This window comes from Streptoverticillium olivoreticuli subsp. olivoreticuli, from assembly GCF_003391135.1.
In the GTDB taxonomy this organism is placed as follows: domain Bacteria; phylum Actinomycetota; class Actinomycetes; order Streptomycetales; family Streptomycetaceae; genus Streptomyces; species Streptomyces blastmyceticus.
The window spans coordinates 6,041,998-6,064,581 of the sequence record NZ_CP031455.1 but is presented as its reverse complement, the minus strand read 5'-3'; the positions used below and the strand labels follow the sequence as shown (position 1 = coordinate 6,064,581).

Annotated in this window: 21 protein-coding genes and 2 pseudogenes; 7 read left to right on the top strand and 16 right to left on the bottom strand. The window is 71.3% G+C overall.

Annotated features, from left to right (window positions below):
* Positions 1-24: 24 nt before the first annotated feature.
* The 9 genes from DXZ73_RS27025 to DXZ73_RS26985 all read right to left on the bottom strand — a co-directional run bounded on the left by DXZ73_RS27025 (position 25) and on the right by DXZ73_RS26985 (position 8,206).
* Positions 25-642 carry a pilus assembly protein TadG-related protein gene (locus DXZ73_RS27025; RefSeq protein ID WP_116215880.1) on the bottom strand — a complete coding sequence of 206 codons (618 nt, stop codon included), beginning with the start codon at positions 640-642 and terminating at the stop codon, positions 25-27.
* On the bottom strand, positions 639-863 hold the full coding sequence (locus DXZ73_RS27020) for a hypothetical protein (RefSeq protein ID WP_425315947.1): 225 nt from the start codon (positions 861-863) through the stop codon (positions 639-641). Before DXZ73_RS27020 ends, DXZ73_RS27025 begins: the two co-directional genes overlap by 4 nt.
* Before the next feature lie 215 nt (positions 864-1,078).
* Positions 1,079-1,966, bottom strand: coding sequence for a DUF5936 domain-containing protein (locus DXZ73_RS27015; protein WP_205519236.1), 888 nt, complete (start codon positions 1,964-1,966; stop codon positions 1,079-1,081).
* Between the two features lie 10 nt (positions 1,967-1,976).
* Positions 1,977-2,915 carry a type II secretion system F family protein gene (locus DXZ73_RS27010; RefSeq protein ID WP_116213640.1) on the bottom strand — a complete coding sequence of 313 codons (939 nt, stop codon included), beginning with the start codon at positions 2,913-2,915 and terminating at the stop codon, positions 1,977-1,979.
* A 6-nt stretch (positions 2,916-2,921) separates the two neighbouring features.
* A complete protein-coding gene (locus DXZ73_RS27005; RefSeq protein ID WP_116213639.1) occupies positions 2,922-4,265 on the bottom strand; it encodes a CpaF family protein in 1,344 nt (447 codons plus the stop codon).
* On the bottom strand, positions 4,262-4,597 hold the full coding sequence (locus tag DXZ73_RS27000; protein ID WP_425315866.1) for a hypothetical protein: 336 nt from the start codon (positions 4,595-4,597) through the stop codon (positions 4,262-4,264). Before DXZ73_RS27000 ends, DXZ73_RS27005 begins: the two co-directional genes overlap by 4 nt.
* 221 nt (positions 4,598-4,818) lie before the next feature.
* Positions 4,819-6,498 carry an AAA family ATPase gene (locus DXZ73_RS26995; RefSeq protein ID WP_116213638.1) on the bottom strand — a complete coding sequence of 560 codons (1,680 nt, stop codon included), beginning with the start codon at positions 6,496-6,498 and terminating at the stop codon, positions 4,819-4,821.
* A gap of 38 nt (positions 6,499-6,536) precedes the next feature.
* Positions 6,537-7,256 (bottom strand): Flp pilus assembly protein CpaB, encoded by a 720-nt coding sequence (gene cpaB / locus DXZ73_RS26990; protein ID WP_116213637.1) that lies wholly within the window; start codon positions 7,254-7,256, stop codon positions 6,537-6,539.
* 65 nt (positions 7,257-7,321) lie between these two features.
* Positions 7,322-8,206 (bottom strand): hypothetical protein, encoded by an 885-nt coding sequence (locus DXZ73_RS26985; RefSeq protein WP_116213636.1) that lies wholly within the window; start codon positions 8,204-8,206, stop codon positions 7,322-7,324.
* 309 nt (positions 8,207-8,515) lie between these two features.
* On the opposite strand from DXZ73_RS26985, the gene DXZ73_RS26980 reads away from it, so the two are divergent.
* Positions 8,516-10,219 carry a glycoside hydrolase family 18 protein gene (locus DXZ73_RS26980; protein WP_116213635.1) on the top strand — a complete coding sequence of 568 codons (1,704 nt, stop codon included), beginning with the start codon at positions 8,516-8,518 and terminating at the stop codon, positions 10,217-10,219.
* A gap of 47 nt (positions 10,220-10,266) precedes the next feature.
* Here the strand turns inward: DXZ73_RS26980 and DXZ73_RS26975 are convergent, their stop codons facing one another.
* The 6 genes and pseudogenes from DXZ73_RS26975 to DXZ73_RS26950 all read right to left on the bottom strand — a co-directional run bounded on the left by DXZ73_RS26975 (position 10,267) and on the right by DXZ73_RS26950 (position 15,826).
* Positions 10,267-11,676, bottom strand: coding sequence for a hypothetical protein (locus DXZ73_RS26975; RefSeq protein WP_116213634.1), 1,410 nt, complete (start codon positions 11,674-11,676; stop codon positions 10,267-10,269).
* Between the two features lie 97 nt (positions 11,677-11,773).
* A complete protein-coding gene (locus DXZ73_RS26970) occupies positions 11,774-12,643 on the bottom strand; it encodes a trypsin-like serine peptidase (RefSeq protein ID WP_205519373.1) in 870 nt (289 codons plus the stop codon).
* A 172-nt stretch (positions 12,644-12,815) separates the two neighbouring features.
* Positions 12,816-13,064, bottom strand: a pseudogene (locus DXZ73_RS26965) (GntP family permease); the annotation flags it as partial.
* A 298-nt stretch (positions 13,065-13,362) separates the two neighbouring features.
* Positions 13,363-13,776, bottom strand: a complete 414-nt coding sequence (locus DXZ73_RS26960; RefSeq protein ID WP_116213632.1) for a RidA family protein — start codon at positions 13,774-13,776, stop codon at positions 13,363-13,365.
* Complete coding sequence (locus tag DXZ73_RS26955; RefSeq protein ID WP_116213631.1) at positions 13,773-14,549, bottom strand: IclR family transcriptional regulator; 777 nt, start codon at positions 14,547-14,549, stop codon at positions 13,773-13,775. Before DXZ73_RS26955 ends, DXZ73_RS26960 begins: the two co-directional genes overlap by 4 nt.
* Positions 14,546-15,826, bottom strand: a complete 1,281-nt coding sequence (locus DXZ73_RS26950; protein WP_275898592.1) for a sugar kinase — start codon at positions 15,824-15,826, stop codon at positions 14,546-14,548. Before DXZ73_RS26950 ends, DXZ73_RS26955 begins: the two co-directional genes overlap by 4 nt.
* A gap of 131 nt (positions 15,827-15,957) precedes the next feature.
* Between DXZ73_RS26950 and DXZ73_RS26945 the strand changes: the two genes are divergently transcribed.
* From DXZ73_RS26945 to DXZ73_RS26935, 4 genes and pseudogenes are all read left to right on the top strand, one after another.
* On the top strand, positions 15,958-17,238 hold the full coding sequence (locus DXZ73_RS26945) for an amino acid deaminase (protein WP_116213630.1): 1,281 nt from the start codon (positions 15,958-15,960) through the stop codon (positions 17,236-17,238).
* A 343-nt stretch (positions 17,239-17,581) separates the two neighbouring features.
* Positions 17,582-19,204: pseudogene (locus tag DXZ73_RS38385) on the top strand (N-acyl-D-amino-acid deacylase family protein); the annotation flags it as partial.
* Between the two features lie 99 nt (positions 19,205-19,303).
* The gene (locus tag DXZ73_RS38380) at positions 19,304-20,515 is read left to right on the top strand and encodes an aminotransferase class I/II-fold pyridoxal phosphate-dependent enzyme (RefSeq protein ID WP_162890519.1); all 1,212 of its coding nucleotides are present in this window, start codon (positions 19,304-19,306) and stop codon (positions 20,513-20,515) included.
* 82 nt (positions 20,516-20,597) lie between these two features.
* Positions 20,598-21,011 carry a hypothetical protein gene (locus DXZ73_RS26935; RefSeq protein ID WP_116213628.1) on the top strand — a complete coding sequence of 138 codons (414 nt, stop codon included), beginning with the start codon at positions 20,598-20,600 and terminating at the stop codon, positions 21,009-21,011.
* On the opposite strand, the gene DXZ73_RS26930 is transcribed toward DXZ73_RS26935, so the two are convergent.
* A complete protein-coding gene (locus DXZ73_RS26930) occupies positions 21,008-21,208 on the bottom strand; it encodes a hypothetical protein (RefSeq protein WP_162889883.1) in 201 nt (66 codons plus the stop codon). The genes DXZ73_RS26935 and DXZ73_RS26930 overlap by 4 nt on opposite strands.
* Before the next feature lie 93 nt (positions 21,209-21,301).
* On the opposite strand from DXZ73_RS26930, the gene DXZ73_RS26925 reads away from it, so the two are divergent.
* A complete protein-coding gene (locus DXZ73_RS26925) occupies positions 21,302-21,664 on the top strand; it encodes a PadR family transcriptional regulator (protein WP_116213626.1) in 363 nt (120 codons plus the stop codon).
* A complete protein-coding gene (locus tag DXZ73_RS26920; protein WP_116213625.1) occupies positions 21,661-22,563 on the top strand; it encodes a hypothetical protein in 903 nt (300 codons plus the stop codon). The genes DXZ73_RS26925 and DXZ73_RS26920 overlap by 4 nt, the downstream gene beginning before the upstream one ends.
* Positions 22,564-22,584: the final 21 nt, after the last annotated feature.

The window sequence follows — 22,584 nt, the reverse complement described above, 5'->3', positions numbered from 1 at the left end:
ACGTAAACCGCCGGGAGGGTCGCTTCAGTCGGCGAGGCGTACGGAGAAGAGCGCTCCGAGCGCTCTCGCGAGGTCGTCGGGGCGCGTCGGGTCGATCGTCACCACCCGCCCGTCGCACACGATGTCGAGGGGTGGCTTCCGGCTCTCGGGGGACCTTCCCGCGCAGCGCGGTTCCACGACCGCGCGGGCCGTGGCCGTCGCGTGGACGTCCTCGGTGCCGGGGACAACCGAGCGGCCGACGGCCGCCGAGGAGCGGACGGTGACGGTGAAGGCGACCGGGAGCGTCCCCGGGGCGGACGTCCCGCACCCGCCGACGACTTCGGCGCCGTTGCTGCGGGCGTACGTCCCGGCCTCGCCGCAGGCGGCCTCCGGGTCGCCCGTGCGCCCGTCGAGCCAGTCCGCCCAGCCGGTTCCGGCCCCCAGGGCCGTCAGCAGCCCCGTACGCAGCTGATCCCGGTAGCTCTGGGCCGCGGCGAGGGCGGCGGCGTCCGCGGCCGTCTGCGCGCCGTTCTTGTTCGCTCCCGCCTGGCCCACGGCGAAGAACGCCAGCGCGAGGAAGAGCAGTCCGGCGACGGCCGTGACGTAGATCGGGAACGCCTGTCCCCTGTCGCCCCGCGCGCGAAGGGCGGCGGCGCGGGTCAGCCGCTCGTGACCTGGGAGATCTTGTCGGAGATGGCGCTGGCGATCGCGCTGCCGAAGTCCGTCCGGGTCAGCACCAGGACGATCGCCACGACCACGGCGATGATGCCCAGGTACTCGATCGCGGTCTGCCCCCGGTCGCACCGGAATGAACGGCGGCGCTCCCCGGGGTCTCTCCCCGGGGAGCGGTCGTTTCCCGGGATGTGCTCGCGCGACGTCTCCATGCTGTTCCCCTCCATCGACGACAACCCCCGTGCGGTACGGAATCCGGGTGTGGTGCGTGGTGTCGCTCACGACACATGAAAAGTACGCCGGAACGGCACTTGCGGAACAGTGCGTCCGGCACCATTCCCTTCCCTTGAACGGGAGTTGGGACACCACCGAACAGATATGCCTCACGGAACCCGCTCGCCCCACACGCCTCACCCCCTACTCGGGCTCAACGCCCCATGATCGTCCCGAAGTTCGTCCCCGATCCCAGGAAGAATCCCGCCACCATCAGGATCATCGTGCCCGGCACCATGCAGGTGGTGATCACGACCGTGGCCTTGGGCACGGCGCGGGCCGCGCGGCGGCGGGCCCGCTGGGCGTCCGTGCGGCGCATGTCGTCGGCGATGGCGATCAGCGTGTCCACGATGGGCGCGCCGAGCTCCTCGCCCTGCTGCAGGGCCGTGACGAACTGCGCCACCTGTTCGGAGTCGTTGCGGACGCGCAGTTCCTCGAACGCCTGTCGCCTGCTGACGCCCATGTCCAGCTGGCGCAGGGTGATGCGGAGTTCGTCGGCCCACGGCCCCTCGTACTTCTCCGCCACCCGGTCGAGCGCCTGCCGGAAGCTCAGCCCCGCGCTCACGACCACGGCGAGGACGTCCAGGAAGTCCGGCAGCGTGCGGTCGATGGCGTCCTTGCGTTCGCGTACGGCGGCCCAGATGCCGACCTCGATCCAGAAGAGCCCGAAGGCGACCAGCAGCAGGGCGACGACCAGCCGCCCGTCGAGGAGCATGACGAGGGCGCCGCCGAAGCCCAGGAAACCGTAGACGGCGCGGCGGGCGGCGTAGCGGTCGACCGTGAGGCCGCCGGGGTTGCCCGCGCGGTCGATCCGGCCGCGCACCCTGGCGACCCGTTTCTCGCCCATCAGGCGCAGCACGAGCGGCGCGTACCGCATGCCGAGCCGGTCGACGGCCGAGCCCACGGCCGTGGTCCTGGTCGAGCCGACCTCCAGGGCCAGGACCAGGTCCGTCGGCAGCTTCACCTCGCTGCGGTAGAGCGCGATGCCCGCGCAGGCGCCCGCGGCGGACAGCGCGGCCAGCAGCCCCAGCAGAAAGCCCATGCCCACCCCCTCAGACGTCGATCCTGGACAGGCGGCGGATCGCGAGGAAGCCGAGCCCGTAGAGGCAGAACGCGGCGACGACGGCCGCCTGGCCGAGGAAGGTGGACGTCATGCGGTCGATCGACCCGGGGGCGATGCGGTCCATCAGCAGCAGGGTGCCGATGCCCATCAGGGGGACGACATAGGCCGTGACGGTCACCTGGGACAGCTGGGTGCGCACCTCCCGGCGGGTCTCCTTCCGCTCCTCCAGCGTCTTGGTGAGGTTGCGCAGGGACGTGACGACCGTGCCGCCCGCCCTGTTCGACAGCACCAAGGTCGTCACCAGGACGACGAGTTCGCGTGAGGGCAGCCGTTCGGCGAGCTCTCCGAGGGCGTCGTCGACCGAGTGTCCGATCGCCAGCTTGTCGGCGACCTTGGCGAGCTCCTCGCCCGCCGGTGCCTCCATCTCGTCGGCGGCCATGCCGAGGGCGGTACGGAGGGCGAGTCCGGCCTGGGTGGCGTTGGCGAGGATGCGGGAGAGCTCGGGCAGCTGGTTGATGAACCGCTCGATGCGCTTGCGGCGTTGCAGGCCGAGGAAGGCGGACGCGGACCACAGGGCGGCCAGGGCGGCCGGCGGCCCGAAGAAGGGCGCGAGGACGGAGGCCGCGACGAGCCACAACCCGGCCGCCCCGGCGACCGCGCAGACGGTGAACTCGCCCGGTGTGACGTCCAGTCCCGTCGACGCGAGCCGCCTCTCCAGGCGCCGCCCGGCCCGCGTGGCGCGCAGCCGCCGGTCGAGTCCCCGGAAGTGCCGCGCGCGCCCCGCGGGCGGCAGGGCCGGGGCGTCGGAGAGCCGCTCCACCAGTGACTGCCGCTGTGCCTTCCCGGCCGCGTACACCAGCACGCCTGCGGTGCCCAGCGCGCAGCACAGCAGGGTGGCCCCCGCGGTCAGCAGTACAAGAGCGTTCATGGGCGGCTACCTCTGCCTCGCCTCTCGGACGGTGAGCTCGGTGGGGAACGCGGCGACGCCGAACGCCGCGGGCACGGCCTCGTCGGCCATCCGCAGCCGTTCGGCGACGCGCTCGGGGACGGGGAAGCACGTGAACTGCCCGCGCACGATGCGGTCCGAGTCCATCGGCCGGGCGTCGAAGCGGCAGACGGTGGCCAGCCGGTAGTCCTCCCGGCCGTGCGAGTCGAGGAGGGCGATCTCGACGACGCGCCGTGAGCCGTCGGCGTGCCGGGTGAGCTGGACGATGCAGTCGACGGCGCTGTTGATCTGGTCGCGCAGCGCCTCGTACGGGATCTTCACCTCGGACATCGACGCGAGCGTCTGCAGGCGCATCAGGGCGTCCTCCGCGCTGTTGGCGTGCACGGTGGCGAGCGAGCCGTCGTGGCCGGTGGACATGGCCTGGAGCATGTCGAGCGTCTCGCCGCCGCGGACCTCGCCGACGATGATGCGGTCCGGGCGCATCCGCAGGGAGTTGCGGACGAGGTCGCGGATGGTGATGCGGCCCTTGCCCTCGACGTTGGGCGGCCGGGACTCCAGCCGGATGACGTGCGCCTGCTGGAGCTGGAGCTCGGCGGCGTCCTCGACGGTGATGATGCGCTCGCCCTCCGGGATGAGCCCGGAGAGCGCGTTCAGCAGGGTGGTCTTGCCGGAGCCGGTCGGGCCGGAGACGACGACGTTGAACTTCGCCCGGACGAGCGCGGAGAGCAGCACCAGCATCCGCTCGTCGAGCGTCCCCATGCCGATGAGCTCCGGCAGGGTGTACGCGCGGGGGAAGCGGCGGATGGTCAGCGTCGCGCCGTTCAGCGCGAGCGGCGGGATGATGACGTTGACGCGCTCGCCGCTGGGCAGCCGGGCGTCGACCATCGGATTCGACTCGTCCACCCGCCGGTTGACGGTGGAGACGATGCGTTCGATGGTCTGCATCAGCTGTTCGTTGGACGCGAACCGCACGGGTACGAGCTCCACTCGGCCGGCGCGTTCCACGAAGATCTGGTCGGGTCCGTTCACCATGATCTCGGTGACCGAGGGGTCCTCCAGGAGCGGTTCGAGGACACCGAGCCCGAGCGCCTCGTCGACGACGCGGCGGATGAGCCGGTCGCGCTCGGAGGTGGAGAGGACCGGGCCCTCCCGGCTGATGATGTGGCCGAGGACCCGCTCCAGCCGGGTGCGGCGCTCGGCGGCGGCGAGCGCGGACATCTCGGCGAGGTCGATCTCCTCCAGCAGCTTCGCGCGGTAGACGGGGACGAGATGGCTCGACTCCCGCCCGTCCGTGGGTGCTTCCGGTGCGGCGATCCGCGCCCGCAGGCTCATGGCGCACTCCTCGGCAGGGGCAGCGGTTCGGTTGGGCAGCGCATGGTGGCCCGGCGGGTGACGGCACGGTCGCCCAGGAGCGGCAGGACGGCCGGGATCCTGACGGTCACGGTGGCGGTGGTCTCCCCGGCCCCCTCGCAGGGGGGCGCGTCGGGCGCGCCGTCGGTCCGCAGCCACCCGCTGAGCGCCGCGCGGCCCGCGGCGGCCGGGGTGGTCCTCGGGTCGTCCTGGGAGGCCGTACGGGCTGCCGCCCGGGCCGCACTGCCGGCTTGTTGGGCGGCGAATGCGGCGAGACCGAGTTGCAGGGCGGCGAGTGCGACGAGGAGCAGCACGGGGAGGAAGCCGAGCAGCTCGATGGAGGCGGATCCGCGGTCGGGGTGACCTTGTGTGGGTGCGGCTCCGGTTTCGCCTGCGGCGGGCTTTTTCCCCAGCCCCGCCCCTTCCCGAAACTGGGGCGCGTGCCCCAGACCCCCGACTGCGGGTCCGTTGCCGCCTGCGGCGGGAGCGCCCTGCGGGCGCGTCCTCAAACGCCGGACGGGCTGAATGCACACCCTCACTCGCCCTCCTCCGACGCCGCGCCCGCCGATCCCTCCACCCGCCACGGCCAGCTGACCGCCCCCGGAAAGAGCACCGGCACCGACAGCGAGACCTTCGCGCGGTAGACGCCGTCCTCGGGGCCGCAGCCGATGCCGTCCGTGCCCCACGCGCCCGGTACGTCCGCGGACGCCGCCGCCGCGCAGTCGCCGCCCGCCGCTCCGGCGCGTGCGCCCTTGTCCGCCGCGTCGCCGGCGAGGGAGTACGTGTAGCCGATCAGTACGCACTGCCAGACCACGGCCAGCACCACCAGGATCAGCGGCAGGACGCCGAGGAACTCCACCGCCACCTGGCCCCGGTCGCCTCCGCGCCTGCGGAAGCGGCTCGTCGGTACGGGCGCGAGCTGGTCGGGGCCGGTGCCGCCCGAGCCGCCGGGCCCTATCGCCGCCCGGCGCCTGCGCAGGCCTCCGGTGAGCGAGCGGTCCGCGTGGGCGGCGGCGCGCGGCCTGCCCGCCGGGGCGGACCCGGAGGCGAGGCCGAGTTCGGCGGCGAGGGCCCACAGGGCCTGCCGGACGGCGGACCGGGCGTCGAGGTCCTGCATCCGGCCGGAGTCGACGGCGGCCTGGAGTTCCTTGTAGCCGGCCGGGACCGTCGTGCGGGCCGCCCGGGTGCCGGTGGCGCGCTCGACGAGGGGCGGCTGGATCTCCGCGCTGCGGGTGTGCCGGTTGACGACGGTGACGGTCTCGGCGGCCTTGCGGATCTGGAGCCGTTCCCAGAGCCGGACCATGCGCTTGGCGGCCCGTACGGACACCACGTCCGGTGTGGTGACGAGCAGGGCCACGTCGGCCGTCTCGACGACCGCGGCGCAGGCGGCGGTGATCTGGGTGCCGCAGTCCACGACGACGAGCTCGTAGCGGCCGCGCAGGGCGCCCACGATCTGCCGGGACGCGAGGTCGCCGACCTCCTCGCCGCGTTCGCCCTCCGCCGGGGCGAGCAGCAGGCCGAGCCCGGAGGGGTGCGGGAAGACGGCGTCCTGGAGGACGCGCGGGGAGATGTCGCTGATGCCGGCCAGGTCGGCGATGGACCGCCGGAACTGCACGTCGAGATAGGAGGCGATGTCACCGGACTGGAGGTCCATGTCGACCAGGGCGACGCTGCGCCCGGCGGCGCGGGCGGCCAGCGCGAGCTGGACGGCGGTGACGGTCGTGCCGACGCCGCCCTTGGCGCCGGTGACCGCGACGAGCGTGCCGCCGGGCCCCGTTCCGGCGGCCGCGTCGCCGCCGCTGCCGAGGTGGCGGCGCACGCCCGCGGCCCACTGGGCGGCGGCCTGCACCCGGACGCCCAGTTCGTCGTAGGAGAGCGGCAGCCCGGCGAGGCCGCGGGCGCCGGAGTCCATGGCGGCGGCGTAGAGCGCGGGGCTGGGGGACGCGGTGACGAGGACGACCCCGGTGGCGGGGAAGCGGAGGGCCACTTCCCGGATGAGTTCGAGCGCCGGTAACGGCCCGAGGCGCTCGTGGACGAGGACGACCTCGGGCAGCTCCTCGACCGAGGCGGCGCCCAGGACGGCGAGCGTGTCGAGGAGGCGGGTGGAGTCGCCCGCGGTCGGCAGGGGTTCGACGCCGGGGAGCTGGCCGAGGAGCCCGCCGATGGCGCGGGCGGCGTCCGGGTCGCCGATGGCCGGGAGAATTCTGATCGTCACCGTGTCCCTTGCCTCTCCTGGACCGCTGTCCGTCGCCGTTACTTGTCGCTGTCGAGCGTGTAGGTGCGGTCCGCGCCGCTGATCCCGTCGTCGCCGCCGGGGGCGACCAGGGCGAGCCGTACGTGGGAGGCGAACGACTCCGCGTAGGCGACGCGCTGGGCGTCCTTGGTGTCGAGGGCGAAGGTGATCGGCACGGCCTCCCCGGCGCGCCGGGTGGTGGTCCCCGTGGAGCCGTCGCGGTCGAGGGCCTTCAGCTTGCCGACGGCGATGACCCGGGCGCCGCTCACGATGACCTTGGAGACGGGCTTGGCGCCCTGGTCCTTGCCGTCGAAGGTGGCGAAGATGTTGACCTTCGAACCGGCGTTGATCTTCCCGGCGACGCCCGTCGCCGCGTCGATCATGATGGCGATCTCCTGCTGGCCCGGCTTGAGTTCGGGCCGGTCGGCCATCATGTCCTCCTGGAGGAGGGAGCCCTTGCGCAGGGGGGTGACGGCGATCTTCCCGGACAGCTCGCCCAGGTCGGTGACGGCGGTGGAGGGCAGCCAGCGCTTGGGCATGGAGATCCTCTCGAACCGGTCCCGGGCCTCTTCGAGCGGCTGGTAGGCGGGGATGTCGGCGCGCAGCCGGTACGCGGTGGTCCCGGGGCCGACCTTGGACTCCGCGTCGTGGATGACCGAGAAGACCCCGGCGAACGCTCCGAGGGCGCAGAGGACCGACAGGAGCAGCAGGATGATCCCGCGGCGCTGACGTGAGTTCATGGGGCGGCGGACCTCGTTCGGGGACGGTACCGGTGGTCGTGCGGCAGGGGCGGCGGCACGGCGGCTCAGCCTCCGGCCGGTGCGAGGCGGTGGCGCGCGGGCGGGTCGAGCGCGTGGCCCCCGGCCGCACGCGGCAGGGGGCCGGCGCAGAACCCGCAGCGGTCACCGATGAGTTCGAGTCCGCACCAGTGGCACTCCTCGCGCCTTACGGACGACACGAGCTGGTAGAGCACGGAGGGGTCGGGGATGGCGGCCGCGAACTCGACGGCCCGGTGGGTGCCCCACCAGCGGCCCGATTCGGCGGGCAGGGCGGTCTCCTGGACGCCCTGGACGCGCCAGTGCGGGGCGAGGGTGTCCACGACCCAGTCGTCGCCCCTGAGGGCCTTGCCGCGGGCGACGGTGAGCCGGGTGCCGAAGCCGGGGCCCTCGGGCGCCTCGTCACCGTTGATCCTGGACAGCCGGGGCACCGGGTTGACTAGGACCGCGAACCGGGCGCCCGGGAGTAACGAGCCGAGGTGGGTGGCGAGCCCCACGTCCACCCGGTCGAGCCGGGCGACGCTGGCGAGTTGGGCGCCCGCGTAGATGTAGTGCGCGAGCAGCCGGGCGGCGGAGGCGAGCACGCCGGGGCTGAGGTCGGAGACGGACAGCTGGCGCAGCTGGCGGGCCAGGACGCCGACGGCGAGCGGCGGCAGCGCGACGGGCAGGAGGGCGAGCCGGTCGCTCTCCAGGACGGACCGGATCATGTGGAGGCGCCGGACGTACGGGCCGGGGAGCGAGTCCGGGTAGAGGGTGACCACATAGCCGCACTGGTCGAGGAGGATCGCGGCCTGGGTGACCGCGGTGTCGAGCGGCTGCGCCTCGGGTGGCTGGAACACTGCGGCGTCGGGGGTCTGCCCATCGGGGGGTGGGAGCACCAGGTCGGGGCTGGTGACTGCTATCGCAATGGGCACGTCGGCTTCCCCGTTCACTCCGGCCGCTGGGGGCTGCGGCGGACGCAGATCGATACTGCCCTGTGCTGGCGCCTCCGCACTTTATCCACGAACGGGGCGGCTGAGAACCGCTCCTGGGGGTTTGAGCCGGGTGCCCCCGCGGTGGCCTGGGGGTCTTCACGGAAAGCCGTGCCGAATGTATTGACGGACGCATTGGACTAGACCATCTTTACGCCAGACGGCGGCGGCCGTCCGTCACATCCCCCACGTACAGACACCCGGGCATTCCCCGGAACCCCGCCCTCAACTCCCTTCCCACCGGAGGCAGTAGTGCACCATGCGATACGCAGCACCCGCACCGGAACGAGACGCCGCCTGGGCGCCTTCCTGGCGACCGCGCTCGCGGCCACCGGCCTGGCGGCGCTCGGCGGCTCGCCCGCGCATGCCGCGGACGTGAACCTCGTCAAGAACCCGGGATTCGAGTCCGGGATCTCCAACTGGACCTGTTCGAGCGACAGCGGCACCACGGTCGGTTCACCCGTGCACAGCGGCACGAGCGCCCTGAAGGCCACTCCGGCCGGCTCCGACGACGCCCAGTGCGCGCAGACCGTCAGCGTGAAGCCCAACTCCTCGTACGCCTTGAGCGCATGGGTGCAGGGGTCGTACGTCTACCTCGGCGCGAGCGGCACCGGCACCACGGACGTGTCGACGTGGACGCCGTCCGCGAGCGGCTGGCAGCAGCTGAGCACGACGTTCACCACCGGCGCGAACACCACGTCCGTCACCGTCTACACCCACGGCTGGTACGGGCAGCCCGCGTACCTCGCGGACGACGTCACCCTGACCGGCCCCGGCGGCGACCCGGGCAACCCCGGTGACCCCGCTCCCGCCGCGCCCGGCGGGCTCACGGCCGGGGCGGTGACGCCCACGTCGGTGGCGCTCTCCTGGAACCCGTCCTCCGGCGCGACCGGATACAACGTCTACCAGGACGGCACCAAGGTGCAGTCCGTGAGCGGCACCTCGGCGACCGCGACCGGGCTCGCCCCGTCGACCGCGTACCGCTTCGAGGTGACGGCCACGAACGCCACCGGCGAGTCCCCCAAGTCGGCACCCGTCACCGCCACGACCGGCGCGGGCAGCGGCAACGGCCCGTCCGTGCCCAAGCACGCGGTGACCGGCTACTGGCAGAACTTCAACAACGGCGCCACCGTGCAGAAGATCGCGGACGTCCAGAGCCAGTACGACATCATCGCCGTCGCCTTCGCGGACGCGACGACCACGCCGGGGGCGGTCGGCTTCACGCTCGATCCGTCGCTGAACTATTCGGAAGCCGCGTTCAAAGCCGACATCGCCGCCAAACAGTCGGCCGGGAAGAACGTCGTCATCTCCATCGGCGGCGAACGGGGCACCGTGAGCGTCAACGACTCCGCGTCCGCGAACAACTTCGCCGACAGCGTCTACGCCCTCATGCAGAAATACGGCTTCAACGGTGTCGACATCGACCTGGAGAACGGGCTCAACCCGACGCACATGACGCAGGCGCTGCGCGCCCTGTCGGCGAAGGCGGGCAGCAAGCTCGTCATCACGATGGCCCCGCAGACCATCGACATGCAGTCGGCGTCCGCGGGCTACTTCAAGACCGCGCTGAACATCAAGGACATCCTGACGGTCGTCAACATGCAGTACTACAACAGCGGTTCCATGAACGGCTGCGACGGCAAGGTCTACTCCCAGGGCACGGTGGACTTCCTCACCGCCCTCGCCTGCATCCAGCTGGAAGGCGGCCTCGACCCCTCGCAGGTGGGCCTCGGCCTGCCCGCGTCGACGCGGGGCGCGGGAAGCGGCTACGTCGACCCGTCGGTGGTGAACAACGCGCTGGACTGCCTGGCGAAGGGCACGTCCTGCGGCTCCTTCAAGCCGTCCAGGACGTACCCGGGCATCCGGGGAGCGATGACGTGGTCGACGAACTGGGACGCGACGGCGGCCAACACCTGGTCGAACGGCGTGGGCCCGCACGTGCACGGCCTGCCGTAGCGGCCAAGGGGGTGCGCACTCGCCGCGTGCACCCCTTCAGTCTCCCGTCATCCCTTGGGGAAGACGAAGATCCCGTCGTCCAGCGCCACCGCACCGTGGCCGTCCGTGCTGAAGACCGGGACCTGGTCCTCGTCGAGCTTCTCGGCGAGGACCTTCTTGGTCTTGATGTCAACGGCGAGCGGGTCGTGGAACTCGCCCGCGGTCTGGCCGGTGTAGCCGAACAGCACACCGTTCCCGGCGGCCACCGGCGAGAGCTCGCTCTCGTCCTTGTCCTGGGTCCACACCTGCTTGCCGGTGTTCACGTCGAAGACGGTCGTGCGATCGCTGTAACCGAGAGCCTGGCCGGACACGGCGACGAGGCCGGTCGCCGGGTCGGTCACGGTGTGCAGGAACGGGTCGCCGCCCGCGCGGTCGGTGTCGAACCCCACCCGCTGGGCAGTGACGGCCGGGCCGGTCGCGAGGAGCCGCCCGGTCTTGATGTCGTGCACGCCCATCACCCAGGACAGCTCGGACGACAGACTGTCCTTCTTCGGCATCAGCCACGCGACGACGAGCTTGTCGCCCACAACGGTGACCGGCCGGGCGTATGTCTGGCTGTCGGCCTTGTCCTCGGGCGCCGCCCCGTCGGGCCGCTGCGCGTCCTGCGACGTCCACGCCTTCTTGCCGGATCCCAGCTCGCTGACGATCAGGCGCTTGGGGTGGGCGAAGGGCCCCGCCTGACCCTCCTCCCAGGTGAAGCCGTAGCCGCCCGCGCTCAGCAACTGGGACTCGGGCACCCCGTCGCGCCCCGTTCCGGCCGGTCCCTGCATCCGCCAGACGTCACCGGCCCCGTCGAGCTTGTGCTCGGCCCCTCCTTCGGCGGGGCCGACCGCCCGGTCGTCCCTGAAGACCCACCCGTCCGCGAGCCGCTGCGACATCGAGTGCTCACCGAAGTCGACGCGGCCGAGCTTCTTGCCGTCGGCACCGTAGACGTCCGAGACGACGGTCCGCTTGGCGGCGGTCAGCCCGTCGGAGGCGGTGTGGGTGCTGGACTCCACCCGCAGCGCGGGCCTGCCGTGCCAGGTGGACGCGTACACCTGGCCGTCGTCGACGTTGACCGTCTGCCGCACCGTGCCGCTCCTGGCGTCCCGGAACTCGACCTTCTTCGCCCCCTCGCGCTCCGCGAACGGCCGCTTCTCGTCACTCGGCGGTCCGGCCTTGGAAGGGCCGGTGACCACGGCGAACGACTCCCCCACGGCGATGACGGCCGCGCTCCCGTCCCCCTTGGGCGCACTCCAGGCGGCGTCGCGCGCGAGGCCGGGCAGCCGGCCCCCGTTGTAGACCGGCCCGCTCCCCTTCGCCTTCGCCGCGGCGGACTGCTCGGGCGCGGACGACGGATCGGACTTGCCCCCGCAGCCGGACAGCAGGACGGCAAGAGCAGCGGCCGGCACGACGGCGGCGCGCTTGGTGAAACCCACGGAGTACCCCCATGATCGAATATGTGCAGGTCAGGAGGGTACTTCGGCGACTGCCGGACGAGCGCTCCGGCCCGTCCGGCAGGTGTTGGACCGCCGGCTACCGCTGCCGCGCCGGCCCGTCGTCCGTCGTGCGGGGGAGTTCACAGCCCGGCAGGGTCAGGTCCAGCTTGTTGCCGGAGCCGAAGCACTTGCCGATACCGTAGGTCTCCTCCGCGTAGTTGGTGCCCTGCCGCACGGTCACCTGGCCGTTCTCGTCCACCTCACAGGGGTTGTTCACGGTGCACTGCTCACCGTTCTCGTTGCCCGTGTTGTTGATGGCGATGACCTTGCCGGTGTTCGCGTCGATGACGGGCGAACCGGACGTCCCGCCTATCGTGTTGCACGACGGCGTGTAGCGCAGGGAGTCCTTCCAGGTCCAGTCGCCCTCGCGCAGTTGGTAGACGAAGCCGTCGACGTTGCAGGAGTAGATCTTCTTCCAGTAGCCGGAGACCACCTTGATCGGCGTGCCCGCGGCGGGGTGGTCGGCGGAGAGGTTCAGCGCGTCGATCCTGTAGCGCTGCTTGATCTGCGCGTACGTCATGTCCAGCTCGTACAGCGTGACGTCCGTGTCGGTCATCGTGGAGTACGAGACCTTGGTGGCGCGGAGCGTACCGGCCTTGCCCGCCGAGGAGTTGAGCAGCGTGAACGTGCGGGACGACGGCTGGTCGGTGATGACCTCGCCGGGGCCCGGCATGCCCGTCTCCAGACAGTGGCCGTTGGTCATGACGAGACCGGGGTCGTTGTCCGACGAGTTGGGCATCTTGATCAGCGATCCGGAGCAGTTGCTGAGCGCGACCGTGCCGGCGAAGTCGACAGCCTTGGTCTTGCCCGCGGGCGCCTGCGAGGCCGCGGACGCCGTGCCGGCGCCGGCGACGGTGGCCCCGGCGAGCAGGAGCGTCGCGAGCGTGCCGACGAGGGGTCTTCTGATGCGCGTCATGGGGGGTGGGTCCTCTCTGGAGGCATCCGGGACGTGCGTTCGCTTTGACGTGTGCATTGTTGGGGGTGGTGGGGCCCGGCGCAATGGGATCGGCCCGGATAGGTGATCTCAAATGTCACTCGGCAGGCCGGAGTTCACAGCCGCAACAACCGGAACACGTCCGTCAGACGACCGCACTCAGCGCGCAGACCACCCCGAACCCCACCACCGACAGCACCGATTCGAGTACCGTCCACGACGCGAGCGTGTCCCGTTCGGAGATGCCGAAGTACGTCGAGACCATCCAGAAACCGCCGTCGTTGACGTGCGAGGCGAAGATCGAGCCCGCCGAGATCGCGACGATGACCAGCGCGAGCTGCGGCTGCGAGTAGTGGCCGTCCGACAGCATCGGCGCGACGATGCCCGCCGCTCGCCGAACAGCGCCAGCAGCCGCGAACTCAGCGCCTCCGCACCACCATGGTGCAACGGCGTTGTCGGGTGCGGGTCCGTTGCCGCCTGCGGCGGGGGCGGCCTGCGGGCGCGTCCTCAATCGCCGGACGGGCTGAATTCAGCCCGCGGGGGCACCTCCCAGCGGTAGCTGGGGGAGATTGAGGACAGCGCGCGAAGCGTGCTCCGGGGTCCGGGGCGAAGCCCCCACGCGGCGGAGCCGCAAATCGACACAGCCGGGAAGGGGCGGGGCAGGGGAACAAAGCCCGCCGCAGGCGGGAGCCTCAGCCCAGAACGGCCAGCGCGTCCATCTCGATCAGCAGATCACCCGGCAGCCCGACATACACCGTCGTACGAGCGGAAGGCACCGACTTCAGATCGGCGAAGTACTCGTTGTAGATCGCGTTCATCTCGTCGAACTGCGACGGATCCGTCAGATAGATGCGCAGCATGATGACGTCCTCCCACGCCGCGCCCCCCTCCTCCAGAATCGCCTTCACATTGGCCAGAGTCTGCAGCGTCTGATCGCGCAGCGTCGGCCCCGCCGCGACCGGCTCCTCGCCCTCCGCGGCCGGCAGGAAGCCGACCTGACCGGCGACCTGGAGGATGTTCCCCTTCTTCACCCCGTGCGAGAACTTCGCGGGCGGCGCGCTGTGCCCGGCGGGGGTGATCGCTATCTTTTCGAGCTTCTCGGTCATGCCTTCTCCTTGGGGGAGTTCATGGGCGGTGTGGTGTTTCCGGAGTACTCCGCGCTGATGGCGTCGGCGGTGCGGCGCAACAGCGGGAGAAGGTGAAGGAGTTCCTCGGCGGAGACGACGACGTTCGGCGCGGAGATCGAGCACGCGGCGACCACGCGCCCGTCGACGCCCCGGACCGGCGCCCCGACGCAGTTGATGGACTCCTCGTGACCGCCGAGATCGGTGGCCCACCCCTGCGCGCGTACGGTCGCGAGCTCCTTGAGGAACGCGGCGGCGTTGGGTGTGGAACGGGCGGTGTACGAGGGGTAGTCGAGCCGCTCGGCGACGGCCCGCCGCTCCGGCTCCGGCAGGTCGGCGAGGAGCAGCTTGGCGACGGCGGCGACGGTGATCGCGACGGGCTTGCCGATGCGGGAGTACATCCGTACGGGATAACGGCTGTCGACCTTGTCGATGTAGAGGACCTCGTTGTCCTCCAGTACGGCCAGGTGCACGGTGTGGCCGCAGCGCTCGTTGAGGGCGACGAGGTGGGGGTGGGCGATCTCCCGTACGTCGAGGCTCTCCACGGCCTGCTGGGCGAGGGCGAAGAGGCGGGCGCCCAGGCGGTACCGCTGGTCCTGCTGCCGGTAGACGAACCCGTGCTCGTGCAGGGTGCGCAGCAGCCGCAGCGCGGTCGACTTGTGGACGTCCAGCCGCCGCGCGACCTGTTCGAGGTTGGCGGGCCCCTCGGCGAGCAGCGGCAGGATGCTGAGAGCGCGGTCGACGGTCTGACTCATACGGCGGTGCCTTCTTCCACACTCGCGCTCCGACCGGTCCAGCCGGGGCCGAGTCGCAGTCTCCCCCACGCGTCGTCGTCGAGCGCGACCAGCCGGTCGGCGTACGCCCGCTCCGGCGGCACGGCGAGATCCCCGGGCACGGTCAGCGCGGCGGCGGCGGCGAGATGCGCATGCCTTACGCGGGCTTCGAGGGGCAGCCCGCGCAGTGTTCCGGAGAGGAAACCTGCGGCGAAGGCGTCGCCTGCGCCTACGGGGGCTACTACGTCTACGTGCAATGCGGGAACGGTAACTGCGGCGGAGCGCCCTTGGGGGTCCCCCCGGACGAAGTCTGGGGGAGCGTCCTCAAGCGCCGGACGGGCTGAATTTGCGCACCCCGGGGGTCTGGGGGCGGAGCCCCCAGTTTCGGGAAGGGGCGGGGTAGGGGAACAAACCCGCCGGGCCGCACCCGAGCACGGGTCCGGGGCGGAGCCCCGGCCGCGGCGGAGCCGCGCATCAGACGCTGCGGGAAGGGGCGGGGCTGGGGAACAAAACGCCGTCGCCCCCACCGCACCCCCCTTCACCACCAAAACCGACGGCTCCGGCAAAAACGACCGCACCGCGTCAGCCCCCCGCACGCCCCAGACCGCCTCCGCCTCGTCCTCCCCCACAAAGACAATGTCCGAGCCCCGAGCAAGCCCGGCAAGAACATCAGCCGCTTCCGGCCCCCACAACCCCGCCCGGTAATTCACATCGAAAGACACCACCGGCCGCCCAGCCCCCCGAACCACAAGCTGACGCATGAGCGCCAGGCAATCCGCCGACAACGCGGCAGTGATCCCGGACAGATGCAGAATCCGACCGGACCACACATCCGAAGCAGGAATCAGCGCCGGGGACATCGCCGAAGCCGCCGACCCGGCCCGGTAGTAGACGACTTCGGAAGCGCCGGACTGAGGCAGGTCACCGAGCACCCGCTCCCCCGCCGTGCGGAAATACACCCCCGTAGGCCGCGAAGGGTCGCGCCGCACGCCGCTCACATCCACGCCGTACGCGGCGATCGCCTCCACCACATGGTCGCCGAAGCCGTCCGTGCCCACCCGGCTGATCCACCGCGTGCGGTGCCCGGCGGCGGCGAGCGCGCAGGCGACGTTCGACTCGGCGCCGCCGATGCCGCGCTCGAAGGAGGGGACGTCCGCGAGACGCCCGGGGCGGGAGGGCCGGAAGGTGACCATGGATTCACCGAGGCAGACGACGTCGGCAGCCACGATCCCGCTCCTTGATCCGCGCTTTATGCGCACTCTGTGACGGTCTCCCGGGGAGCCGGACGAACCGTTGACCCGGCGCTTGTCGGGATGTTAGACAGCGACGAGCGCCACACGCAATGGAAGTTGCACATGCTGCAATGCCACCGACACACCCTGGAGGCTCCATGGCCGCCGCCGGAGACGCCCTCGCCCGCCTCGCCGAGGAGCACGTCGACCACCGTTTCAAGGGCCTGCCCCCGGATGCCGAGGGGCTGACGGTCGGCGCGCTGGCGGCGGAGCGCCGTTCGCTGTTCACCGGTGGCTTCACCACGCCCGTACTCGCCCTCTCCGCCGAGGCGCTCGACCACAACCTCGCGCTCATGGAGCGCTGGTCCGCCGAGCACGGCCTCGCGTTCGCGCCCCACGGCAAGACCTCCCTCGCTCCGCAGCTGCTGGAGCGCCAACTGGCCCACGGCGCCTGGGGGATCACGGCGGCCGTGCCCACGCAGGTCCGCGTGTACCGCGCCTTCGGCGTCCGGCGCATCTTCCTCGCCAACGAGGTCGTGGACGAGGCCGCCCTGCGCTGGCTGGCCGCCGAGCTCGCCGCCGACCCCGACTTCCGCCTGGTCACGTACGTCGACTCCGTGCGCGGCGTCGAGCTGATGGACACCGCCCTGCGCGCGGCCGGCGCCAACCGCCCCCTCGACGTCGTCGTCGAACTGGGCGCCGAGGGCGGCCGTACGGGCATCCGCACCGAGGCCGACGGCACCGCCGTCGCCGACGCCGTGGCGGCCACGGAGACGCTGCGCCTGGTGGGCGTCGCCGGGTACGAGGCCGAGATCCCGGGCGCCGACGGCGAGCTCGTACGCGCCTGGCTGCGGCGGATGACCGCGCTGGCCGTCGAGTTCGACAAGGCGGGCCGGTTCGCGGGCGTGGAGGAGATCGTCGTCAGCGCGGGCGGCAGCGCGTGGTTCGACGCGGTCGCCGAGGTCTTCGCGGAGCTTCCGCCGCTGTCCGCACCGGTGTTGAAGCTGCTGCGTTCCGGGGCTTACGTGACGCACGACGACGGTTCGTACCGCCAGAAGACACCGTTCAACCGCAACCCCGAAGAGGGCGCCCTGCGCCCCGCGTTCCGCCTCTGGGCCCAGGTCGTCTCCCGCCCGGAACCGGGCCGCGCCTACCTCAACGCGGGCAAGCGGGACGCGGCGTACGACCTTGACCTCCCCGAACCCCAGACAGTCCGCTCCGCCCGCGACGGCTCCGTACGCCCGGCGACGGGCATGCGCGTGGTGGGCCTGGCGGATCAGCACGCGTTCGTCTCCCTGACGGAGGAAGCGGAGCTGGAGGTCGGCGACTGGGTGGCCCTGGGGTTGTCGCACCCGTGCACGGTCTTCGACAAGTGGCAACTCATCCCACTGGCGGAGGATTCTGGCACGGTCACGGATTACATCCGCACGTTTTTCTAAGCCGAGCGGACGCCTGCGGCGGGCTTTTGTTCCCCACCCCGCCCCTTCCCACAGCGTCTGATGCTCGGCTCCGCCGAGGCCGGGGCTCCGCCCCGGACCCCCAGTCGGGTGCGGCCCGGTGGGCACTTGTTCCCCAGCCCCGCCCCTTCCCGAAACCGGGGAGACCCCGGACCCCCTGAAGCGGCTGCGCCGCTTGTCCTCAATCGCCGGACGGGCTGATTTCAGCCCGTCCGGCGATTGAGGACAGCGCGCGAAGCGTGCTCCGGGGTCCGGGGCGAAGCCCCCCACGCGGCGGAGCCGCAAATCGGATGCAGCCGGGAAGGGGCGGGGTGGGGGAAAAACCCGCCCGCCACAGCGAAAGGCAGCGCATCCCATGGACCTCGTCATCCAGAACGCCGCCATCATCGACGGCACCGGCAAGCCCGCCTACAAAGCCGACATCGCCCTGGCCAACGGCCGAATAAAAGAAATCCACCCCGAAGGCCACGGAAACCGCCCCACAGCCAAGCGCACCCTCGACGCCACCGGCCTAGCCCTATCCCCCGGTTTCATAGACATGCACGCCCACTCCGACCTCGCCCTCCTCCAAGACCCCGCCCACACCGCGAAAGCCGCCCAAGGCGTAACCCTCGAAGTCATAGGCCAGGACGGCCTCTCCTACGCCCCCGTCACCCCCCGCACGCTCGAAGAGATCCGCACCCAGATCACCGGCTGGAACGGCCACGGCGAGGACATCGAATTCGACTGGCGCACCGTGGGCGAATACCTGGACCGCCTCGACCGCCAAGGGACGGCCGTCAACGCGGCCTACCTCATCCCCCAAGGCACCGTCCGCGCCATGACGACCGGCTGGGAGGACCGCCGAGCGACCCCCGCCGAGATCGAGCGCATGAAACAACTGGTCGCGGAGGGCCTGGAGCAGGGTGCGGTCGGCATGTCCTCCGGGCTCACATACACACCCGGCATGTATGCGACCGACGCCGAGCTGACGGAGCTGTGCCGTGTCGTGGCCGCGTACGGCGGCTACTACTGCCCGCACCACCGTTCGTACGGGGCGGGGGCCCTCGCCGCGTACGAGGAGATGATCGCCCTCACCCGCGAGGCGGGATGCGCGCTGCACCTCGCGCACGCCACCATGAACTTCGGGGTCAACAAGGGCCGCGCCCCGGAGCTGTTGGCCCTCCTGGACAAGGCGCTCGCGGAGGGCGCGGACATCACGCTGGACACCTATCCGTACACCCCCGGCTGCACCACGCTCGCCGCGATGCTGCCGAGCTGGGCGAGCGAAGGCGGACCGGAGGCGGTCCTCGCGCGGCTGCGGGACGACGCGACGGCCGAGCGCATCCGGCATGTGATGGAGGTCGAGGGCGCGGACGGCTGTCACGGCGTGCCGATCGACTGGGACACCGTAGAGATCTCCGGCGTCACGGAGCCGGCCCTCGGCGATCACGTCGGCAGGACGGTCGCGGAGACGGCCCGGCTGCGCGGCGAGGAGCCGTGGACGACGGCTCGCAGGCTGCTGGTCGCCGACCGGCTGGGGCCGACGATCCTCCAGCACGTGGGGCACGAGGAGAACGTCCGAGCGATCATGCGGCACTCCGTGCACACGGCCGGCAGCGACGGGATCCTGCACGGCAGCAAGCCGCATCCGAGGGCGTACGGCACGTTCCCGCACTACCTCGGACACTACGTGCGCGAGCTCGGCGTGCTGTCGCTGGAGGAGTGCGTGGCGCATCTCACGTCGCGCCCGGCGGCACGGTTGAGGCTGCCGGACAGGGGTCTCGTGCGCGAGGGATTCCGTGCGGATCTCGTTCTCTTCGATCCGGAGACAGTCTCCGCGGGCGCTACTTTCGAAGCCCCGAGGACCCTTCCGACCGGCATTCCTTTTGTCCTGATTGACGGGCGCTTTGTAATGGAAGACAGCAGGCGTACGGACGTGATCGCGGGGCGCACGGTCAGGCGCACGCCGGTCGCGTTATCCAGGGCGCGCCGGGCCCGTCCGCAGGCAACCCGGGCGGCCTTAAACCGCGCGCGACCCCATTTACGCCCCCGTAAGGTGGCCGTCATGCAGGTGATCCAGTCAACGAAGCTCGCCAATGTCTGCTACGAAATCCGTGGCCCGGTGCTCGAGGAGGCAATGCGGCTGGAAGCGGCAGGTCACCGCATCCTCAAGCTCAACACGGGCAACCCCGCCATCTTCGGTTTCGAGTGCCCGCCCGAGATCCTCGAGGACATGCTGCGCAATGTGGGCGACGCGCACGGTTACGGTGACGCGAAGGGCCTGCTGTCCGCGCGGCGCGCGGTGGTGCAGCACTACGAGACCAAGGGCATCGAACTGTCCGTCGAGGACGTCTATCTCGGCAACGGCGTCTCGGAGCTGATCCAGATGTCGATGCAGGCGCTGCTCGACGACGGCGACGAGGTGCTCGTCCCGGCGCCGGACTATCCGCTGTGGACGGCGTCGGTGTCGCTGGCCGGCGGCACGGCCGTGCACTACCGCTGCGACGAGCAGGCGGACTGGATGCCGGACCTCGCCGACATCGAGCGCAAGGTCACCGACCGCACCAAGGCCATCGTCATCATCAACCCCAACAACCCCACGGGTGCGGTGTACGACGACGAGATGCTGCGCGGTCTGACGGAGATCGCCCGCCGTCACAACCTGATCGTCTGCTCCGACGAGATCTACGACAAGATCCTCTACGACGGCGTGACGCACACGCCGACCGCCGCCATCGCACCGGACCTGCTGACGCTCACCTTCAACGGCCTCTCCAAGGCGTACCGCGTCGCCGGCTACCGCAGCGGCTGGCTGGCGGTCTGCGGTCCGAAGGCGCACGCCGAGAGCTATATCGAGGGTCTGACGATCCTCGCCAACATGCGGCTGTGCGCCAACATGCCCGCGCAGTACGCGGTGGCCACGGCGCTCGGCGGGCGGCAGACGATCAAGGACCTGGTGCTGCCGGGCGGCCGGCTGCTGGAGCAGCGTGACGTCGCGTACGACCTGCTGACGCAGATCCCGGGCGTGACGTGCGTGAAGCCGAAGGGCGCGCTGTACGCGTTCCCGAGGCTCGACCCGAAGGTCTACAAGATCAAGGACGACCGGCAGATGGTCCTGGACCTGCTGCGGGCCGAGAAGATCATGGTGGTGCACGGCACGGGCTTCAACTGGCCGGAGCCGGACCACTTCCGCCTGGTCACGCTGCCGAACACCAAGGATCTGGCGGAGGCCGTGACCCGGATCGGCAACTTCCTGGACGGTTACAGCCAGCCATAGATCCGGCCCGATCTGTAAGCGGAACAACTTTAGACGCCGTCTAAGTTAGGATGGCCTTCTTAGCGATTGCAGGAGGCCATCCATGTACGAGCCGATCCGCACGAAGTCGGTCCACACCATGGCCGAGCCGTGCCGCAGGACCCGCGGGCCGCAGCGCTCCCGCGAGGAGGAGCTGGACATCCGGCTCGCGGGCCACCTGACCGCGCTGCTCACCGTGACGGACGAGCTCCGCGCCCTGACGCCCGCGCCCGCGCTGGACGAAGCCGCGCAGCGCCTCGCGGACCGCGTGACGGCCCTGAACGACGGCCGCCCGCCCCTGCGGGCGACCCCGACGACGCCCGGCGCCACGGCGCCCCGCGTCACCGCCCTCCACCAGCGCGCCCACACCCTCGCGGGCCAGGCACTGGTCGTGGCGACGTCCTGCGCGGACGAGGCGGGCGCCCAACTGGCGGCCGAGCGGCTGCACTTCCACGCGACGGCGCTCGGCATCGCCTAGACCTGACGGGCATCCCCCTCGGAGTCGCCCGGGAACATCAGCTTCGCGCTGCCGCCGACCAAGCCCAACACGCCCAGCCCCAGGGCGAAACGCAACAGCTTCAGGCCGCCGTCCCACTCGTGGGGAGCTCCGAAGGCCAACCACAGGCCGAGGGCTATGCCGGCGAGGAGCACGACCACAGCGCTTAAGCGACGCATCACAAGACTCATGCGTTCATGATCTCAGCGGCAGCGCCGGGCACACAAACTCAATCGACCTCCATATGCCGATGATCGTCATATAGTGTTCGCATGACTGACCGACCGATGCAGGAGCCGACACTGCTGCTCCTGACCGCCCTGAGTGACCAGCCGCGGCACGGGTACGGCATCGTCCAGGAGGTCCTGGCCATCTCCGGCGGCCGGGTGAAGCTGCGTACCGGAACGCTGTACGCGGCCCTCCAACGGCTCGTGGACGAGGGGCTGATCGAGGTGCACCACGAGGAGATCGTCGACGGCCGGGCACGTCGCAGCTACGCCCTCACCGGCGGCGGCCGGGTGCGCCTGGCCGCCGAGGCCGAGCGGCTGGAGGCCACGGCGCGCGAGGCCCGGCGCCGCCTGAGCCTGGCCGACCGGAGCGGCTTCGGCCCGGCGCCGAAGGGGGCGACCGCGTGAGCCGGCCGCCCAGAGCGCTGTCGCTCTACCCCCGCGCGTACCGCATGGCGTACGGCGAGGAAATCGCCGCCCACTACGCCGAGTCCACCGCCGGCGCCTCACGCCTGGAGCGGTGGCGGGAGGAGGCGGACCTGGCCGGACACGGGGTGCGCCTCCGGTCCCGGCTGACCTCGACCGATACCGCAGGCCGGATACTGGCCGCGGCCGCTCCGTACGCCGCGATCGGGGCGGCGGCCTACGCCGCGCTCGTCTTCGCCCAATGGGCCGTGCTCGCGGCCCTGATGACCTCCCAGCCGGACGCACCCGCAGGGCTCCTGTTGGGGGCGGGGGCAGCGGGTGACCTGCTGCTGGCAGCGGCCGGTGCCACGGCTCTCGCAGGGCGGTGGCACGCCACGCGGCGACTGATGCTGCTCGGCACGCTGTTGCTGGCCGTCCAGTGGATCGGCGACAGGGTCTACGTTGTCGAAGGCCCGAGCCGGCCCCTGTCGCTCGGCCTCGCCCTGGTACTGGTCTTCGGCTGCCCGCCCGACACCCCGCCGGTCCGCAAGGGGCAGCGCGGACGAATGGCCGTCTTCGCCGCGCTCACTCTCGTCCTGCTGCCGGCCATGCTGTTCTCCGGCATCAACCCGGAAGTCGTCTTCGTGGGCCTCGGCAGCGCCGCGCTGCCCGTCCTGGTGCTCACGGTGCTCCTGGCCGTCGAAGGAGCACGTTCGGCCACCCCGGTGGTGCAGACGGCAGGCGTCGCGCTGTCGGTGTTGCCGTGGCTGACCTTCTTCGTACAGATCCTGCACTGGGAGCTGGACGTTCTGGCGCTCTACGGGATTCTCTTGGCGGTCGCCGTCCTCACCGTCTGGGCATGGCACTTCCGCCGATCCCGGTCCGTCGGCTCACCTGTCTGAGAAGTCCGGGCGGGGCCGGGG

Excerpts from the sequence above, each read along its gene's own strand:
- DXZ73_RS27020 (WP_425315947.1), bottom strand. The coding sequence starts at position 863 with ATGGAGACGTCGCGCGAGCACATCCCGGGAAACGACCGCTCCCCGGGG.
- DXZ73_RS27015 (WP_205519236.1), bottom strand. The coding sequence starts at position 1,966 with ATGGGCTTTCTGCTGGGGCTGCTGGCCGCGCTGTCCGCCGCGGGCGCC.
- DXZ73_RS27010 (WP_116213640.1), bottom strand. The coding sequence starts at position 2,915 with ATGAACGCTCTTGTACTGCTGACCGCGGGGGCCACCCTGCTGTGCTGC.
- DXZ73_RS27005 (WP_116213639.1), bottom strand. The coding sequence starts at position 4,265 with ATGAGCCTGCGGGCGCGGATCGCCGCACCGGAAGCACCCACGGACGGG.
- cpaB (WP_116213637.1), bottom strand. The coding sequence starts at position 7,256 with ATGAACTCACGTCAGCGCCGCGGGATCATCCTGCTGCTCCTGTCGGTC.
- DXZ73_RS26960 (WP_116213632.1), bottom strand. The coding sequence starts at position 13,776 with ATGACCGAGAAGCTCGAAAAGATAGCGATCACCCCCGCCGGGCACAGC.
- DXZ73_RS26955 (WP_116213631.1), bottom strand. The coding sequence starts at position 14,549 with ATGAGTCAGACCGTCGACCGCGCTCTCAGCATCCTGCCGCTGCTCGCC.
- DXZ73_RS26945 (WP_116213630.1), top strand. The coding sequence starts at position 15,958 with ATGGCCGCCGCCGGAGACGCCCTCGCCCGCCTCGCCGAGGAGCACGTC.
- DXZ73_RS38380 (WP_162890519.1), top strand. The coding sequence starts at position 19,304 with ATGCAGGTGATCCAGTCAACGAAGCTCGCCAATGTCTGCTACGAAATC.
- DXZ73_RS26935 (WP_116213628.1), top strand. The coding sequence starts at position 20,598 with ATGTACGAGCCGATCCGCACGAAGTCGGTCCACACCATGGCCGAGCCG.
- DXZ73_RS26930 (WP_162889883.1), bottom strand. The coding sequence starts at position 21,208 with ATGCGTCGCTTAAGCGCTGTGGTCGTGCTCCTCGCCGGCATAGCCCTC.
- DXZ73_RS26925 (WP_116213626.1), top strand. The coding sequence starts at position 21,302 with ATGACTGACCGACCGATGCAGGAGCCGACACTGCTGCTCCTGACCGCC.